Here is a 19054-nt window from a genome sequence, read left to right as displayed (position 1 = left end):
AACTGCCATGCGATATAGATCGATACTACTAACAATACCGCTGATAGCAATGGCCATAGGCGCCTGTAAAAAAGAGTTCTTACAAATGCCGGTATCAAGCGCTACTACTGTTGATTCCGTTTTTACAACTACAGTAAAAGCACAAGGCGCCATTGCCAATGCATACCGTAACATACTGGGACAGGGTTTGCCATGGAAGAACTGGTGGAACGCCATGTTACAGGAAAACCTGTCGGGCGGTATGAACTACGGTTTTTCGTGGACGATGGCAAAAGACATTGTACTGAATGGTATGAGCGCCGCCGCCACAAATGAAGATATGGATGGGTATGCAAACAATTTTCCGCCCATTCGCCAGGCATACCTGGTAAAGGAGAACATCGATAAAGTAACAGATATGCCGGAAGGTGACAAGGCTGTTGTAAAGGCCGAAATGATGGCGTTGATAGCATACCGCTATGAACAAATGTTTATCATGTACGGGGGCGTGCCCATTGTGAACAGCAGTTTAAAAGCCTCTGACTCGTTGGCTATACCACGCAGTCCATTACAACAGGTACTGGATTCCATTGTATCATGGTGCGATGCGGCTGCGGCCGTATTACCATCTAAATGGCCCGATAACTGGACTGGTAGAATGACAAAAGCGGCTGCATTGGCAATACGTTCAAAAGCATTGTTACATGCGGCCCGTCCGCTCTTTAATACAGCAACCCCATACCTCGATATGGGTGAAACAAATAACCTGATATGTTTAGGCAGTGCAAATGCTAACCGGTGGACAACAGCCGCAAATGCTGCGGAAGCTGTTATTACAGAAGCCGAAGCAGGTGGCGGTGCATACATCATCAATACCGGGAACCCACTCGATGATTATTCAACCGCCACCTCTGTACCCTCCAACGCCGAAGTGTTGCTGGCCTTTAAGTTCAAGAACGATGTGTTGTTCGACGGCGGTAACTGGAACAATTTACCAATGAACGCTTTTTATAATTGCCGGGTATGGGAAGCGCAGGGGAATGTGCTTACTACCAACCAGCTTGAGAACTATTATAAAACAGACGGTACCAACCAAACCTGGCCGGGTGTAAGTACCACAGCAACGTTTAGCGATTATACAACAAGAATGAACCAAATGGAAGCGCGGTTCCGTTCAACTTTTCAACCCTGGGAAATGGATGCCTGGAACAATCCGGGTGATGCCAACTGGAAAAATGCCAGCACATTTGGCAATGGCCCCGGTTTTGGTTGTGCGCGTGTAGTTAAATTTTATGCCAAGGCCGGCGGCCGTGCCTGGTTTGAGTTTCCCATTTTTCGCCTGGCCGCAGCTTACCTAAGCGCTGCTGAGGCCTGGAACGAAACCGGGCAAACGACAAAAGCGCTCGACCGCCTTAATAAAATACACCAACGTGCTGGGCTGCCTGCGGTAACTGAAACAGATCAAACTAAACTACGCGCCATTATACAACGTGAATGGGCAATTGAGTTCTTTGATGAGAATTACCGGTTACACGATATAAAACACTGGAAGCTGTCCAACATTGGTAGCGGTATAATTGGCGGCCCCATTCGCTCAATGGCCTTTAACAACGGTGGTGGTGTAAAGCTCACCGGTAATACCAATTACACCGATAAAGTGATCTATACAGCGGTATGGTCGCCTAAACAATACCTGAACCCCTTTCCACAAACGGAGATCAATAAGGGCTATTTAATTCAGAACCCCGGGTATTAAAATGAGAAAGGCAATAATGAATATTGAATGTTCAATGTCGAATGTTGAAGTGGAAAACATCGATTAAACTTACTAATATGAAAAAAGTAATCCTATATATAATAACAGTCTGTCTATGGCGCCCGCTTAATGCACAGGAAGCAGCAGCGGCAAAAACAGATACTTCCGTAGTTGATCTTTCATTGACACAATACGAACCAGGGCCTTTTTTACAATTAAAAAAAGAAAGATCGGTAACGGCTACTTCCTCAGTAAGTGGTAATGTGTTATATAGAACACCGGTGCCCAATATTACCAATACCCTGTATGGCATGTTGCCCGGGCTAACTGTAATGCAGGGTTCAGGTGAACCGGGGTATGATGAAGCTACATTGTACATCAGGGGCCGGGCTTCTTTTGATAATTCGGCGCTGATTATATACATCGATGGATTTCAAACAACCGCTGCTTACTTCAATTACATTCCGCCTTCTGAAATAGAAAGCATCTCCATCTTAAAAGATCCGGTTGCGCTGGCCACCTTTGGCATGAAAGGCGCCAACGGCGTTTTGTGGGTGGTTACCAAAAGAGGGTATGCCGGCAAACCTAAAGTACAGGTGCAGTTATTAAGCGGTTTGCAACAACCCGTTCACATTTCAAAACCTTATGGCGCTTATGATTATGCCCGCTTATACAACCAGGCCATAAGTAACGACAATTATGCCCTGAATGGTTACCAGTTTAAGTACACGCCCTTTTATACCAACGACCAACTGGAAAGCTATCGCAATGGAACGGGTACCAATATTGACTGGTATGATGAGGCTTTGAAAAAGAATGGCCGTTATTCAGATGCAAACGTGTTGTTTACTGGTGGCGGCGCCGATACAAAATACGCCTTGCTGCTCGATTATATGCAACAGCGCGGCCTGTACGATGTGCCAACCAATGCAACTACTTCCAATGCGCAGATCCAACGCTTTAATGTGCGCACCAATCTCGATTTCAATTTCTTTAAAATATTTGAAGCAAAAGTTGATCTGGGTGGAAGAATAGAAGATAGGCGTAACCCAAACTTTTACGGGCCTGCATTATGGTCAATGATGGCCTATTATCCGGCAAATGTATACCCGATAAAAGACCCCGCAACGGGTAACTGGTCGGGCACCGCAAATTATCCCTGGAACCCGGTAGCCTCGTTAAATGCGGTAGGCTGGGCATCAACCCACGATCGTACGCTGCAGGCCAATTTCAACTTAAAACAAAAACTTGATTTTATAACCCCAGGTTTGTATTTGAACGAGGCGGTGTCGTTACTTACCTGGACGCGAACTTCGGCCAGTAAAACGGCCACCTATGCCCGTTTTTATAATGGCGTACAAACTACTACCGATAAAGCAACCGATATTACCGCCAATGGCGCTTTACCGGTTGGCCAGTACGATTGGAAACAGATAAATATTACCGCCGGCTATAACCGCACATTTGGGCGGCATGCCTTTACGGGCGCCATCAATTTTTTACAAAGCAATTATATAACCGATGCGGGCGCCAATAACCGGGGTTCTAATACAAACACTAACATCTTTTATCATTTTCAAACCGTTAGCGGCCGTTTGCATTATACCCTCAACGAACGGTACCTGGCAGAGCTGTCATTTGGCAGTACCGGTTCAGACAATTTTGCTCCATCCAATCGTTGGGGATTTTATCCTGCTGCAGGACTTGGCTGGATACTTTCAAAAGAGGCTTTCCTGGCTAACAATAAGCTGGTTACTTATTTGAAGCTGCGTGCAGGTGCGGGGCTTTCGGCTAATGATTACAGTACCCGTGGCCGTTACCTGTACCAGCAATACTTTACGCCCAATGGAACTTATTATACCGGAAACAGCAGCCTGACGTCCAATTCGGGCATCAGTCAGGCTTATACTGCCAATCCCAACATTTTTGCCGAAAAAAGTATGAAGTATAATGTTGGAATAGATGCTTCTTTGTTAAACAAACTTTCTGTTACAGTAGATGTGTTCCGTGATAGCCGAAGCGATATTGTAATACAGGATAATACCCTCATGGCGGTTTATGGTGGGGCATTGCCTTTTATAAATGCAGGTAAGGTTATAAATAAAGGAATTGAAGCAAGCGCTTCTTTTAATAGCAAACTGGGCGCCGTTACATATACGGCCGGCGCTATGGTATCCTATGCTAAGAACAAGATCACTTACAATGGCGAAATACCACCGGTAAATGATTTTAATAAAACAACCGGCCGTCCCATTGGCTCTTATATGGGGTTGACCGCAGACGGCTTTTACGATATTACCGATTTTAATGCCGATGGTACATTGAAGACCGGCATACCCATACCTTCATTCGGCGCTGTACAACCCGGTGACATTAAATACAAAGACCTCGATAATAACGGCCGTGTTGATCAGGCCGATTATACAAAGATCAGCAATTCTGAATTACCCAGTCTTACCTATGCCTTTAACCTGGGCGTTAATTACAAAGGGTTCGATCTTACCGCCTTGTTCCAGGGCGCATCGGGTAATAGTTTTAGTATGTTTAACGCCTTTTATCAAACGGTGGCATTTGTTAATAATACAAATGTATATCCTATGGCTGGTAATGCCTGGGCCTATTACCCCGATCAGGGCATAGATACAAGGGCGAGTGCCAATTATCCGCGCCTTACCACCCGGGCCAATGATAATAACTACAGGACCTCAACTTTCTGGATGAAAAAAGGTGCATTCCTAAGGTTAAGAAATGCCGAGTTGGGCTATAACCTGCCTGCATCGGTATTAAAGACCTTACACCTCGATAAACTGCGATTATACCTAAGCGCGGTAAATGCCTTTACCTGGTCGTATGTAGGTAAGCATTACGACATTGACCCCGAAACACCAGCCGGTTATCCTGCAATGAAATCATTTAATGCCGGTATTACACTCACCTTTTAAAACAATACACATGAACTTACTACGAATACATACGATCATAAAGACGGTTATCGTTGCAATTGTTTTAACAGGTTGCGAAAAGAATTTCCTCGATACGAAAGTTGATACACTCATTACGCAGGAAATGCTGGATGCGAATTATCTTTCCCTGGGTAACCTGGCCAATGCACCTTACGTTTATTTGCGTAACGAGTTTACACTGCTCGATAGCAACCTGTTTGCACCGGCAGCTGATGAAGCGGTACAAACAGCAGCATGGGGCGGTGTGCGGCTTTTCAATAATGGCAGCTGGAGCGCTTATAATAACCCCGATTCGTATTACAGCAATTATTATGCAGGTATACGGGCGGCTAATTACTTTCTTGAGCGTTCTGTAGATTACCGCTCATTTCTTGCCCTTAATCGCGATACCGTTTCTGCTTCGGGAAAGATAAACTATACCAACGATACACTGAATATGGGGTGGTATGTTGCAGAATCGCATATTCTGCGCGCCTGGTATTATTTTGAATTATCGAAACGCTATGGCGGTGTACCATTGGTTACCAAAACACTTTCAACAACCGATGATACCAATATTCCAAGGGCATCCTATGACGAGATCATCAATTTTATAGTAAGCGAAGTAGATGTATATAAAAACAGCCTGCAGGCTAATTGGAAAACTTCTGCCTTTACCAGTAACGATGGCCGTATTTCCAGGGGCGCGGCGCTGGCCTTAAAAGCAAGAGCATTGTTGTTTGCGGCCAGTCCGCTCCACAACCCCAACAATGATGTAACTAAATGGCAAAGGGCTGCCGCTGCATTAAATGATGTTATTGTTTTTGGACAGGGCGCCGGTGCTTTTGGCCTTCATACCGATTATCGCAATTATTTTTTGCAGAACAATACGGTTACCAGCAATGAAACCATTTGGGCCTTTAGATATACCGCAGGTAACTGGCTCGAAAGAAGTAATTACCCTATTGGTACTGCCGGCGGACAAAGTGGTATAACACCCACCCACAACCTGGTGCAGGAATATGAATATAAAGGAACGCCTGACCCCGCCAATCCCTATGCCAACCGCGACCCGCGGCTTGGGTTCACCATTGTTACCAATAACAGTACATGGAATTCAAGGACCATCGATGAAAGCCCGGGCGCAACCGATGATATGAAGAAAACAAATACCAGTCGTACGGGATATTACCTGAAGAAATTTCTGAACGATAATTTGAACCTGGTACAGGGCGGCACCCAGGTGCATCACTGGCCCATATTCCGTTATGGTGAAGTATTGCTTGAATATGCCGAAGCCATGAATGAAGCCTATGGCCCTGATAATAGCAATAGCTATGCTTATACTGCCCGCCAGGCATTGAATATGATAAGGAACAGGACCGGCGTGGCCATGCCGGCCGTAACGGTTGCCGATGTGCCGGGGTTCAGGCAGGCGGTAAAGCATGAACGAAGAGTTGAACTGGCATTTGAAAATTATCGCTACTGGGACCTCCTGCGTTGGAAAGATGCAGCTACCGTGTTGAATCAGCCTGTTACCGGGGTAACGGTCTCAAAGAATGGTACAGGTCAATTTTTGTACACACAGTTTAATGTAGAGAACCGGGTATTCGATGCTTCTAAAATGTATTACTATCCCTTTCCTCAGTCGGAAGTAATAAAATCAAAAGGCGTGTTGGAACAAAATGCCGGTTGGTAAACAATTAAAAAATCATCTATGCGCAAACTCATCATATATACATTGCTTGCCATTATAACAACAGCAACAATAATAAGCTCTTGTGAAAAAGCGGCCTCCGAAAAAGATTATGGCTTTTCAAAGATCTTTATGCCGCAGGCCATCTTTAAATCGGGTGGTACTTCTATTAATTACCCCGTGCCATCGGGTACCGATTCTTCAACCTACAATTACGAGATAGATGCCAAAGAAAAGAAATTGAATGTTATACTGGGTGCTACACTAAGCGGCGTAAACAATGAAGGGTTTTCGGTTGATATAAAAGTAGACAATGATACCATACAACAATTATTGACTACAAATGTGCTCGACCCTGCATTGTATAAAATATTACCTGCATCCATGTATTCACTTCCTGCAAGTTTGGAAGTTGCAAAAGGAGCGTTGTCTGGTACTTTTAATTTGTCGGTAGATATTCCACAACTAAAGCTCGATCAGTATATAGGTAAATTTTTGGTACTGGCTGTAAAGCTGGCCAACCCCAGCAAGTATGAGTTAAATGGTGCGCTTAGTACCACCATTGTAGTTATTGATGTAAATGCATTGGTGATAGGTCCGGCAGTAAATATAACCAATACATATATCCTTAATCCGGGTGGGCCGTTCATTGCATCGGCTATGAATGGCAGCCGCTGGGGCACCTTAAAAGATTGGAAGGCGAATGCTACAGCCCTTAGCCATGGCGGAGTTGGCGGGTTTTCATCTGATGGCGATGGTGCTACTATGGACCTGGAGTCGGGCTGGGGATCACCGTTGATTGCCAATGGAAAGATCTATCAAACAATTAACCTGCCCGCAGGTACCTATGCCTTCGATCCCTCGGGCGGTGCTTGGAAATGGCAGGGAACCAAAGATGCTGCTTATGTGGTAGTAGCCCCGGCCCTCGATACATTGCCCGATTACAATATGATCGTAGGCAGCGCAACGGTTATGTATAAACAAATAGCACAACCGCAACCACTGGTGTATTTTGAACTGGGTGCGCCGGGTAAGGTTACGCTGGGTATTGTAGTTAATTATGTGCAGGACCAACAGGGCATTAAATCAACCAAGGTGGCGCTGTATAATTATCCGAAACATTTATAGTGAAAACAAAACAACAATGCATAAGAAAGGATTTCAGATGAGGACCGTGTTTTATTTATTAATACTGTTAATACCTGGAATTAGTTGTAGGGCCCAAACGCAGGTGAATAAACCGGTAAATGATCATTACACATCGTTCAACCCGGGCCAGCCCTGGTACGATAGCAGGGGAGAAGTGATCAATGCGCATGGCGGCGGATTATTATATAGCGGTAATACATATTATTGGTTTGGTGAGCGCCGTGGAAAGCAGGGCACCAGCGGTGTGAATGTTTATTCGTCGCAAGACCTGTATAACTGGAAGTATGAAGCCCTGGCATTATCAACCGATAGCGCCAATGCCGGCAGCGATATTGCGCCTGGTTGCGTTATGGAACGGCCCAAGGTGATCTACAATGCCCGTACCCGCAAGTATGTAATGTGGTTTCACCTTGAGTTAAAAGGAAAAGGGTACAGCGCCGCCCGCGCCGGTGTAGCAGTAAGCGATAAAGTAACCGGCCCATATAAGTTTATAAACAGCTTTCGCCCCAATGGTAACATGTCGCGCGATATGACCCTGTTTGTTGACGACGACGGCTCGGCCTGGCATATGTATTCTTCTCAGGAAAATTATGATCTGCGCATTGCCCGGTTAACCAATGATTATTTGCAGCCAACTACCGAAGATAAATTGCTGTTCAGTGCGCACCGCGAAGCGCCGGCATTATTCAAATATGATGGCAAATACTATTTAATAACCAGCGGCTGCACCGGCTGGGCGCCGAACAAGGCAACTGTTCATACCGCCAATTCACTAACCGGGCCCTGGACGTTAATGAATCAAAACCCCATGCTTGGCCCGGGTGCCGATACAACATTCGGTGCACAATCAACATACATACAACCAATAGCAGGTAAAAAAAATGCATTTCTATTCATGGCCGATAAATGGAACCCGCACGACCTGCGCGACAGCCGCTATTTATGGCTGCCGCTGCATATTCATAATGGGCAGCCGTTAGTTGAATGGATGCATAACTGGGACCTGAACCTTTTTGGAAAAACCAACACCCATGAAACGGAGGGCTATCAATTAGTGTGGGCCGATGAATTTAATAAAGACGGCCGGCCCGATTCAACACGCTGGGGGTATGAATATGGATTGGTGCGCAATGAAGAATTTCAATGGTATCAGTCAGAAAATGCAGTTTGCAAAAACGGGCAGCTGGTAATTGAAGTGCGTCGTGAAGAAAAAGTAAATCCCAATTACACTGCTAATCATAAAGACTGGCGAAAGAACCGGCCCAAGGCTAATTATACTTCCTCGTGTTTGTTAACGGCGGGTAAGGCATCGTGGTTATATGGCCGCTTCGAATTGCGGGCCCGTATTGATATTCGCAACGGCATTTGGCCGGCCTGGTGGACGTTAGGTGTTGATAAACCCTGGCCCGGCAATGGCGAAATAGATATCATGGAATATTACCGGGGCAGGCTATTGGCTAACATTGCCTGTTTAGGTAATAACAAAAGACCCGAATGGTTTAGTAAAACATTTCCTGTTGATTCATTAGGCGGTTCAACCTGGGCAAACCAGTTTCATGTATGGCGAATGGACTGGACCGAAGAATACATAGCATTGTATGTTGATGGCTATTTATTAAACAAGGTTTCAATGGATGTATTGGCCAATAAAGATGGCAGTGGGTTCAACCCATTTAAACAACCACACTATATGTTATTGAATGTGGCCATTGGCGGGCAAAACGGCGGCGACCCCACTGCTACCACCTTCCCTTCATTATTTGAAATTGATTATGTGCGGGTATACCAAAAGAAATAACCCGTACTTTTTCATGCTCATGCTGTACTTTAAAAGTACGGTATTAGCATGGAAAAGTATACCATATAACTTTCTTGGTACGCTTTGTACTTAATTGCTTTAGTTTGAAACAATATTATTTTCTTTGATAACATGATCAAAGATAATCGCTATAATATTGCCCGTATTTTTATTGAGAAAGGAGAAATTAAAACGATTGCCCAGATCTTCGATTATATACCAAAGTCAGTAGTAAGGGATGAATTAAGAACGAACAACACCCGTTTTACCCGGCTCATAAACGAACCGCTTGAATTTAAATTAATAGAGCTGTCGAAGATTGCCCGCGCCATTGGTATTGAAACAAAGGTGCTGGTGAATATGGCCTTGCAGGATGAGAACCGCCGCAACCGCGGTGGTAAAAGAGCAGGGCGGTAACAATTATGTTCACTGGGTTTACTAAGCCGTTTGAAATAAAAAAAATACAAAATGAACTTTTATCTGTTCCTATTAAACAAATAAAAGACGAAATGGTGGATTTTGAGATTTAATCACTATTTCTTTTTTTCTTTGAATAATGAGTATGGATAAACGATATGAAAGTATCAAGTTCATGATCGAAACCGGACACATAACCGAATTTAAACAGATCTTTAATTACATTCCCAAAAGTTTGTTAGGCAAGCATCTTCATACCAATAATCCACGAATGACCCGCCTGGTTACCGAAGTTGATGATCTTACAGTTGAGGAGATAGTTAGTATCAGTATGCTTTTTGATGTTGATTATGAAAAACTGACACGTATTGTATTTGCGCAATACCTGAAAGATAAAAAGATAAAGTGACCGTGACACGGTATAAGTTTTCTGCTTCATCCCATGGGTTTTCCGGGAAGAGGGAATATTTCTGTCACTGGCCAGGGCCTAACAGAATACCTGCGCCTCATGCCAGGAAGAACCCGGAGGGGAGTGAGCCATCCTGTTTATTCAGCGGTGGCTCTTCTTATTTCTTAATATTTCGTTAAATACATTGAAGTATTTCTATGTATCTATGTATATTTGTCCCGGCAAAACAATAAGCCGGTATGGATAGTAAAAAATTTGAGAAGGTTTCCCGTGCGTTGAGTGATCCCAGCAGGATCGTGATCTTAGAAAAGTTCAAAAAGAAAAAAGACTGTTTATACTGCGCAGAAATACATGATATGCTCGATCTGGCACAGCCGTCGATATCGCACCACCTTAAACAGCTGGTTGATGCCGATCTGTTATTGCCCGAAAAGGAAGGCCGCAACCTTAAATATACCCTAAATGAATCGGTGCTTAACGATTACATTGCCTTTCTCAGCGCCTTAAAAAGCTAAAAAAACAGCTGCAAGTCCGAACAAATAAAAACTTATAACACGCACAAACTGTGCGCCCGGTAATTTTTTGTCCAATATATCGAAACATTTCAATATTTAGATTTATGAAGAGGTCTATCTACATTATGGCATTGGGGGCATTTGGCATTATAACAACCGAGTTTGGAATTATTGGTATAATGCCCGCTATTGCCAAACATTTCAATGTATCAATTGATACTGCAGGCTGGTTATTGAGCGGCTTTGCGTTAACCATTGCCCTAACGGGGCCTTTTTCTGTACTGCTAACATCTAAAGTAAACCGCAAATTAATGATGTGCCTGGTGCTGCTCACCTTTGTGGCATCGAATATACTTTCGGCAGTGTCGCCCAACTTTACAGTATTGATGATAGCCCGCATATTGCCGGCTTTTTTACATCCGGTGTTTTGGGCGGTAGCTACGGTAGCGGCTTCCAAACAGGTTGAACCAAAAGATGCACCTAAGGCTGTATCGGTTGTATTGGGTGGTTTAAGCGTGGCTACGGTATTGGGTGTGCCCATTACTACCTACATTTCTGAGTTAGTAAACTGGCAGGCTTCATTTTATGTATCGGGTGTTATTAACCTCATTGCATTTGCTGCATTGCTGGCATTTGTACCATCGATGCCCGTTACCGAAAACCAGAGCGTAAAAAGCCAACTGGTTATTTTAAAGAAAGGGCAAATGTGGGTTAACCTGGTAGCCACCATGATCATGATCGCCGGCATTTTTGCCACCTATAGCTTCCTGGCCGAATACCTGGGTAAGATCAGTAGTATGAATGGCACTGAAATCAGCCTTATGCTTTTGTTATTTGGCGCCACAGGTATTGCTGGTAACTGGGTTACTGGTATTGCCCTTAGCAAAAATGTAATGCTTACCACCAGGTTCTTTTTACTGTCGTTAATTGGCGTTCACGTGCTGGCGTATATATTTGGCGGTTTGTTCATCCCTATGGCTGCTATTGTAGGTATCTGGGGTTTTATTCATACCGGTGGGTTTTTAATAGGGCAAACCCGTTCAACATCCGAAGCGCCGGAAGCGCCTGAACTGGCAGCCAGTTTAATGGTTTCGTTTGGTAATGCCGGGGTAACGCTGGGCACTTTCCTGGGCGGCGTTGTTATTACCCATTTTGGCATTCACCAGGTGATTTGGATAAGCATTCTGTTGCTGGTTGTAGCGCTGGGGCTCACATATGTGTTTGTAGGCAGAAGGGCAGCAGTTACAGAAAATAAACGGGTAGATGTAGAGGAGCAGGAAATGCTGATGGCCGAAGAAGCGCTGGAGGTTTAGAAAAATTACGATAATAAACGGGCCGGTTCCAGGTAACGGGGCCGCCCGTTTTGCATATAAGTGTGTATTTCAAACTTATAGTCTATAATTCTTGTATTTTATTAATTTAATGCCGATAATTGTGTTTTGTAAAAAACAGTTATCTGAATGCAAAAGATTTATCTCAGTGATTCCGGCCCAAAAGTATCTCCGGCCATTTATGGTTTTTACAGATGGAATGAAGTATCGGGTAATGCCGCCCAAACCATGGAAAAGATCGTTAACCTGTGTCTTGAACTGGGCATTAATACCTTTGACCACGCTGATATTTACGGAGACTACCAGTGCGAAGAATTGTTTGGAAAACTGTTCAGCAGCAAGGCGTTCAAACGGGAAGATATTGTGTTGTTCTCAAAATGCGGTTTGGTAACACCACATGCCAGCCTGCCAAACGTGCGGGTAAAACATTACAATACCAGCAAAGATCATATTATAAAGAGTGTAGAAAATTCACTGCGGAAACTGAAGACCGATTATATTGACATTTTCCTGCTTAATAATCTCGATCCTTTATCGAATGTAGAAGAAACGGCACTTGCACTGCAACGCCTGAAAGACTCAGGTAAAGTGAAGAATGTAGGGGTGGTGAATTTCACCGTGTTTCAACACCAGCTGTTGGCGTCATTGTTAAAAACGCCTATTGTTACCAATCATATTGAGCTGAACCTGTTGAACACATCGGCGCTCGACAATGGTCAGGTTGATTATATTAAACAACGGTATATGCGCCCGCTGGCTTCTGCACCGCTGGCTGCCGGCCGTATTGCCAATGGCACCGATGCCCAGGCGGTAAAAGTAAGAGCGAAGCTTGAAGAAATTGGAAAGAGATACAATGCCGATATAGAATCACTTGCAGTTGCCTGGCTGGTGAAATTAGGGGCCCTTCCGCTGATAGGCACCATCAATGAGCAACGAATTCGCAACATCGCCAATGCATTCAGCATTGAACTCGATCACCAGGATTGGTACGAATTGTATGCAGCATCGCGCGGCGAGTTGAAAGACGGAGAGTGATCATCAATAGGCAAAACGCTAAACATATTTATGAAACGCTTAATGCAGACAGCATTAAGCGTTTTTCTTTACACATATAATGCTGTGACTAACAAATACCTGATGTTAAGTGTTTTATATTTTTTTCTCCCCCTTTAGTGGGCTGGGGGGCCTTATTTAAGTTATCTTTGTGACGAATGAGAACGTTTGATGATACTTACCGGCATAAAGGTTTACGGAAACAACTGGTTGACTTATTAAAACAGAAAGGCATTACAGATGAGCGGGTACTGACCGCCATTTTACAGGTTCCCCGGCATTGGTTTCTTGATTCAGCTTTAGACAGGGTCGCGTATGAGGACCGGGCTTTTCCCATTGCAGAAGGACAAACCATTTCACAACCGTATACCGTTGCTTACCAAAGCCAGCTTCTTGAGGTAAAACCTTACGAGAAGGTGTTGGAAATTGGTACGGGTAGCGGTTACCAGGCTATTATCCTGGGCGAAATGAGTGCACAGGTCTATACTATTGAACGGCAAAAAAAGCTGTTTGAAGAGCATCGCAAATTTGTTTTGCGGGGTAAGTATCCAAATATTAAATATTTTTATGGCGATGGCTACGAAGGTTTACCTACGTATGGCCCATTCGATAAAGTGATTGTTACGGCTGCAGCGCCGTATATACCGCCCAAACTAATTGAGCAGTTAAAAGTTGGTGGTAAAATGGTAATACCGGTAGGAGAAGGAAATGTGCAGCGTATGTTGCGCCTTACCAAACGTGCCGATGGCAGTGTTACAGAAGAATTGTTCGATAACTTTTCTTTTGTACCAATGCTCGAAGGAAAGAATAGTTAATTAATAATACCTTACAGATTGCGTGTAGTTATAATTGGAACGGGAAATGTTGCCACTATTTTGGGAAAAAGGTTTTTAGCCGCTGACCATGAAATAGTACAGGTTTGTGGAAGGAACCAATTGTATGCAGATGACCTGGCCGATACGCTTTCGGCCTCTTCAACAACCGATCTTAAAAGCATTGATCAATCAGCTGATATTTATGTTATGGCAGTAAGCGATACAGCCGTTGCGGCGGTAGCGGCTGAACTGCAATTGAATAATAAACTCATTGTTCATACTGCCGGCGCTGTATCGAAAGATGTGTTGAGCGTATGCAGTAAGAACTACGGCATACTGTATCCCTTGCAAAGCCTGCGTAGCGAGTTGAACGAACTGCCCGAGCTTCCCTTTCTGGTTGATGGTAATACCGACGACGATCTGGCGCTGATCACCGAATTTGCCAATACCGTTTCGCACCAGGTACAACAGGCAGGTGATGAGCAGCGGTTAAAACTGCATGTGGCGGCTGTTATGGTAAGCAATTTTACCAACCATTTATATGCACTGGCCAAAGCCTATTGTCAGCAGGAAAAACTTGATTTTACCATGTTGCTTCCATTGATAACTTCGGTGGCTGAAAGACTCCACGATTACGAACCGGCGGCCGTACAAACGGGCCCGGCTGTTCGTAACGACGAAGCTACCATTCAAAAACACCTCGCCCTTTTGCACGACCATCCTTCATTGAAAGTACTGTACATGATGTTCACCGAAAGCATAAAAAAGATGTACGCGCGCGAAGCGCGGGTTGATAAGTTAACAGGTTAACAAGTTGACAAGGGAATCCTGTAATTCTGTATTCCCTTTCTAATTCCTCATTTTTAATTTCTCATTTTTCATTTCTTCGCCTTTTTCTTCTTCTTCCTGATCACGGCCACATTCTCCTTCACTTTCTCTTTACCCGTAGTTTGCTCACCCAAATACCTTTCACGAATGATTCGCATGTGATGGGCTACATGGCCTGCGGTTACGAAGGCCAGTCCGGCCACGCTGATTGAATTGTTATTGGCAGAACCTGTTTGCATCAGCTGGTCATCGTCGAGCGAATTCAGGAATATTTCATTGGCGGTACGCAGGGCTTTGAACTCATCTACAAGTTCATTCCATTTACGTTTGGGTGCTTTGGCAGTTATGGCCCAATTGTTCTCGTCGAAACCGGGTAATGGCGCCGGGTCCCTTCGGGCAAAAGTGAGCGCCCGGTAAATGAATACCCGTTCGGAGTCGATGATGTGTTGTAGCAGTTCCTTAATGGTCCACTTGCCTTCCGCATAGGCATAGTTGATCTTTTTGTGTGGAATTTGTTTCAGCAGTTTTCTGAAGCGGCGGGTGTTGTTGGCGAGGGCCTCCTGCAAATTATCTTCCTGCAGGGCGTTGATATAGGTTTTGAAAAAATCAGGTACGGTAATTTCGTTCTTACTAACCATACTTTTTATTTAAAAGTAAATAAAATGTTCGATGCCTGGTAACTGGCAACTGTATTAAAAGGAACAGGGTACAAATTACCGGTATTACCCTGTAACCTGTACCCTGCAACCTGTAACCTGTATTTATCCTTTCTTATTCTTCAATGTGGGTTTGGGCGACGATTTCTTCGGCGCTTTTTTACCAGAAGGGTCAAGCGTAGCGGCTATTTTAGCAGCTTCCAATGCGTTAATGATACCACCACTTTCGCTCAGATCGCTCAATGCAACCATATCTTCGGTGCCTGGTTTTCTAACCTTGCCTTCCGGAGCCTGGGTCGATTTCATTAAGCAAAACTTTAATTGCTGTGGTGTAAGGTAAGGGAAGTACTCCAGCAAAAAGGCTGCGGTTCCGGCTACAACCGGGCAGGCCATACTGGTACCCTGTGCATTTCCGTAGGTATTGCCACCGGGAATGCTTGAATAGATCTTAACACCGGGTGCAAATACATCAACCTGTTGTTTTCCGTAGTTAGAGAAAGAAGCGGTTAAACCACCGGCTTTAGGATCGCCACTGGCGCCTACTGTGATCCAGTTAGAGGCTTTTTTATGGCTGTCCTTCATAATAGCATTGGGAAAGTTATCAGCTGTATCGATGTTTTTGGCATCGTTACCTGCTGCATGCACTAACAATACTCCTTTGCTTTCTGCATATTTAACGGCTTCATCAACCCATTTTTTCTGGGGCGAGAAGTCTTTACCAAAGCTCATGTTAACCACTTTAGCTCCATTGTCGGCTGCATAGCGAATGGCCAGGGCAATATCTTTATCGTGCTCATCGCCATCGGGCACGGCACGGATCATCATGATACGAACGTTATCGGCAACACCGTCCATACCTTTATTGTTACCACGAACGGCGCCAATGATACCCGATACGTGTGTACCGTGGAATGGGGTAGAGGCCATAACATCGGGGTTACCGTAGCTGCGGTCGTTAATATCGGCTTCGTTGTCTTTGGTAATATCGCCGCGGTAGTTTTGCGGGGCTTTGTCTTTGGCTTCGGCCTTTCTTTCTTCACCGCCTACAAACTCTTCAAAACCATCGAGGAACTCCTTATTGGTAGTTTCCATCATTTGGTTGGCTTTGAACAGGTACAGCAGGCTCGCGCGGGCGCCTTTTTCCTGGGGCGAAACGGCATTGAATGTATCTACGTCGTTACCGGTATAAGTTTCTTTGTTCAGGAACTTACGCATTGAGCTGTCGCTTTTTTGAGCGCTGATGAGGGCTCTTTTCAACATCACCAAGTCAACACCTTCTTCCGCACCCTCGCCTTCAATCTTCTTTTTCGACTTCAGCCACATTTTGTAATCATCTTTTTCGTCGGCACTCAGCTTGGTGGTATCTATGTTCTTATCGCCGAATTTGCCTTTGTACATGTGATAAACACGGGCGCCTTCGTATGAGTCCTGTTTTACGTTCTTTCCGTCTTTGCCACCAATAAAGTTCCAGCCATGAATATCGTCGATATAGCCGTTGCCATCGTCGTCGATGCCGTTACCGGGAATCTCTTTGGGGTTTACCCACAGAATATCTTTGAGGTCTTCATGGAGGGTGTCGATACCTGAATCAATTACCGCTACCAATACTGTTTTTCCTTTTAAGTTTTTGGTACGGATGAATTCATATGCTTTGTCGATACTAATTCCATAATACCCGTCCTTGGTTTTGTCGAGCAGGTGCCATCCCTTCGGCACATCGCCTGATTTAGTACTTTTCTCCTGTTGCGCAAAGGAGCTGTTCTCTGCAATCACAAAGGCAGTTACAAGTCCTGCTACTTTTACCAGTTTGTTCATTTACAAGTGTTTTTTGCTTTACTGAGTTGTAACGTAATATTATTAATGGTAAATAGGGGCCAAATATCTGGTTTTTTACTAATTCTTAACAAATGATGGAGCCCCAATACCATAAAACCGGAAATACTTGTTTGTCATCAAGTTCTGTGCTTTCGCATTTTACAAACGTTCATTATCTCCCGGCACAAAATATAAAATTAAAAGCCACACATGTAGGTTATTACATGAGTGGCTGATAATTTGTTCAAAACCTTTAGTAAAGAAAAGGTCTTTTAAGTATTTTATTCAAACTATTGTTGTCTAAGTTTTAGTTCAACACGTCGGTTGGCAGCCCGGCCTTCAGTTGTGGTGTTGTCGGCAACGGCGTTTTCCTGTCCATATCCCTTAGCCTCTAACCTGTTGGCATCGAGGCCTTTTTGAACCAGGTAGTTTTTCACAGCATCGGCACGTTTTTGCGATAAGGTCAAATTAGATGCCGGTTTACCAACATTATCGGTGTAACCTTCAATGATCAGTTTCAGGGTAGTATCGGTGCGAAGAATAGCTACCACATTGTTCAGCGCGCTGTTTGATGTTGATAGAATTTTATCGCTTCCTACCGCAAAGAAGATCTTTTTAGCGGCATAGTTCACTCTTTCAACAATTTCCTTCTTTATCTCAGGGCAACCATGATTTGCTATGGTACCAGCCGTTGTAGGACATTTATCTTCTTTATCATTTACACCATCGCCGTCGGTGTCGGGTATTGGGCAACCATTGAATTCTGCGGGGCCGGCTTTATCGATACACATATCAACTTCATCATTTATGCCATCGCCGTCGGTATCGGGCACAGGGCAACCTTTGTATTTGGCAAGGCCTGCCACATCGGGACATTTATCTTCTTCATCAATAATTCCATCGTGGTCGGTGTCGGGCAGGGGGCATCCTCTTAACCTGGCCTCTCCTGGCACATCGGGACATTTATCAACGGCATCGGCTACACCATCATTGTCTTTATCAGGACAGCCACCAGCTTTTTTTGAACCTGGCACATCGGGACAGCCGTCTGCTTTGTCAATTACGCCATCATTATCCTTGTCGTTGGTAAGCACCACCTTTTTGTTCAGCCAAAAACCAATGGAGGCGCCAACAACACGGTGTTTGAATGTTGCGTCGTAACTAACATCATAAAAGTTGGTCATTCCCTGGCTAAAGAAACCGGTAAGCAATACATTACCAAATTCAAAGCCAACTCGGGCATTTACACCTGCATCGAAGGTGGTAACGTTGTTCTGGTTCTTACCCACCTGTATATTCGATTCGGTTTGCTTGTAGACAACTGAATTATTGACAACCGTTCTTGTTTCGTTTGTTTCTTTTCCGCTATAGAAAAACGCGAAGTAAGGGCCGGCGCTTAACAGGAAACTGCTTTTTTTGCTCATGCGCAGTTTCAACGTGACGTTTAGCGGTACTTCAATATAGTTTGTGTAGAATGTGCTGTTCCGAAATATGGTATCGGTTTTAACCAGGTTGGTATCTACCGTGCGGGTATATTTTCTACCCTTGGCCATGTATAGAACGCTGGGGGTAAAAAAGCATTTATTCGAATAGCCAAGCGGAATTTCGCCTGTAATACCCAGGTGAATGCCACTCCTTTTGGCATAAAAGGGCTCGGTGGAAGTTTCCCAGCCCGGTATATAATTTTTTTCAATTATTGACGAAGAATGCGGACCACCCATAATTCCCAACCGCATTTGGGAATTGGCTGTATGCATAAGGGTAGTAAATAACAGAAGCGTGTATATTTTCTTCATACCGGTTTTTCAGTCTGTCGATCGGTTAAAACGTAGTGGGTTCCAATAATATTGTTTAAAACTGGAAGTCAGCTGATTCGGGGAAGGTCTGATGTAGGA

The 19054-nt window shown here is 44.3% G+C and carries 15 protein-coding genes; 12 read left to right on the top strand and 3 right to left on the bottom strand.

Annotation, left to right across the window (positions count from 1 at the left end):
• Window positions 1-7 precede the first annotated feature (7 nt).
• From GGD38_RS14245 to GGD38_RS14190, 12 genes are all read left to right on the top strand, one after another.
• Window positions 8-1735: a RagB/SusD family nutrient uptake outer membrane protein gene (locus tag GGD38_RS14245; protein ID WP_375300163.1), complete on the top strand. Its 1728-nt coding sequence runs from the start codon at window positions 8-10 to the stop codon at window positions 1733-1735.
• A gap of 77 nt (window positions 1736-1812) precedes the next feature.
• The gene (locus tag GGD38_RS14240) at window positions 1813-4677 is read left to right on the top strand and encodes a SusC/RagA family TonB-linked outer membrane protein (protein WP_375300164.1); all 2865 of its coding nucleotides are present in this window, start codon (window positions 1813-1815) and stop codon (window positions 4675-4677) included.
• Between the two features lie 10 nt (window positions 4678-4687).
• Complete coding sequence (locus GGD38_RS14235; protein WP_375300165.1) at window positions 4688-6376, top strand: RagB/SusD family nutrient uptake outer membrane protein; 1689 nt, start codon at window positions 4688-4690, stop codon at window positions 6374-6376.
• An 18-nt stretch (window positions 6377-6394) separates the two neighbouring features.
• Window positions 6395-7501, top strand: a complete 1107-nt coding sequence (locus GGD38_RS14230; RefSeq protein WP_375300166.1) for a DUF5013 domain-containing protein — start codon at window positions 6395-6397, stop codon at window positions 7499-7501.
• A gap of 16 nt (window positions 7502-7517) precedes the next feature.
• Window positions 7518-9320, top strand: a complete 1803-nt coding sequence (locus GGD38_RS14225; protein WP_375300167.1) for a family 43 glycosylhydrolase — start codon at window positions 7518-7520, stop codon at window positions 9318-9320.
• A 132-nt stretch (window positions 9321-9452) separates the two neighbouring features.
• Window positions 9453-9737, top strand: coding sequence for a hypothetical protein (locus GGD38_RS14220; protein ID WP_375303837.1), 285 nt, complete (start codon window positions 9453-9455; stop codon window positions 9735-9737).
• A gap of 145 nt (window positions 9738-9882) precedes the next feature.
• The gene (locus tag GGD38_RS14215; protein ID WP_375303836.1) at window positions 9883-10146 is read left to right on the top strand and encodes a hypothetical protein; all 264 of its coding nucleotides are present in this window, start codon (window positions 9883-9885) and stop codon (window positions 10144-10146) included.
• A 239-nt stretch (window positions 10147-10385) separates the two neighbouring features.
• Window positions 10386-10661 carry a metalloregulator ArsR/SmtB family transcription factor gene (locus GGD38_RS14210; protein WP_375300169.1) on the top strand — a complete coding sequence of 92 codons (276 nt, stop codon included), beginning with the start codon at window positions 10386-10388 and terminating at the stop codon, window positions 10659-10661.
• Between the two features lie 104 nt (window positions 10662-10765).
• On the top strand, window positions 10766-11974 hold the full coding sequence (locus tag GGD38_RS14205) for an MFS transporter (protein WP_375300170.1): 1209 nt from the start codon (window positions 10766-10768) through the stop codon (window positions 11972-11974).
• A 147-nt stretch (window positions 11975-12121) separates the two neighbouring features.
• Window positions 12122-13027 (top strand): aldo/keto reductase family oxidoreductase, encoded by a 906-nt coding sequence (locus GGD38_RS14200; protein ID WP_375300171.1) that lies wholly within the window; start codon window positions 12122-12124, stop codon window positions 13025-13027.
• A gap of 176 nt (window positions 13028-13203) precedes the next feature.
• The gene (locus GGD38_RS14195) at window positions 13204-13860 is read left to right on the top strand and encodes a protein-L-isoaspartate(D-aspartate) O-methyltransferase (protein WP_375300172.1); all 657 of its coding nucleotides are present in this window, start codon (window positions 13204-13206) and stop codon (window positions 13858-13860) included.
• Between the two features lie 18 nt (window positions 13861-13878).
• Window positions 13879-14670, top strand: coding sequence for a Rossmann-like and DUF2520 domain-containing protein (locus GGD38_RS14190; RefSeq protein ID WP_375300173.1), 792 nt, complete (start codon window positions 13879-13881; stop codon window positions 14668-14670).
• A 68-nt stretch (window positions 14671-14738) separates the two neighbouring features.
• Here GGD38_RS14190 and GGD38_RS14185 read toward each other — a convergent pair whose 3' ends face one another.
• The 3 genes from GGD38_RS14185 to GGD38_RS14175 form a co-directional block, all read right to left on the bottom strand.
• Window positions 14739-15326 (bottom strand): DinB family protein, encoded by a 588-nt coding sequence (locus GGD38_RS14185; RefSeq protein ID WP_375300174.1) that lies wholly within the window; start codon window positions 15324-15326, stop codon window positions 14739-14741.
• Window positions 15327-15449: 123 nt separating this feature from the next.
• Window positions 15450-17159, bottom strand: coding sequence for a S8 family peptidase (locus GGD38_RS14180; protein ID WP_375300175.1), 1710 nt, complete (start codon window positions 17157-17159; stop codon window positions 15450-15452).
• Between the two features lie 290 nt (window positions 17160-17449).
• Window positions 17450-18955, bottom strand: a complete 1506-nt coding sequence (locus tag GGD38_RS14175) for an OmpA family protein (protein WP_375300176.1) — start codon at window positions 18953-18955, stop codon at window positions 17450-17452.
• Between the last annotated feature and the right edge of the window lie 99 nt (window positions 18956-19054).

The sequence above is a fragment of the Niastella sp. OAS944 genome, from assembly GCA_024809215.1.
Taxonomy (GTDB): Bacteria; Bacteroidota; Bacteroidia; order Chitinophagales; family Chitinophagaceae; genus Niastella.
This window is presented reverse-complemented; position numbering and strand designations above follow the sequence as displayed.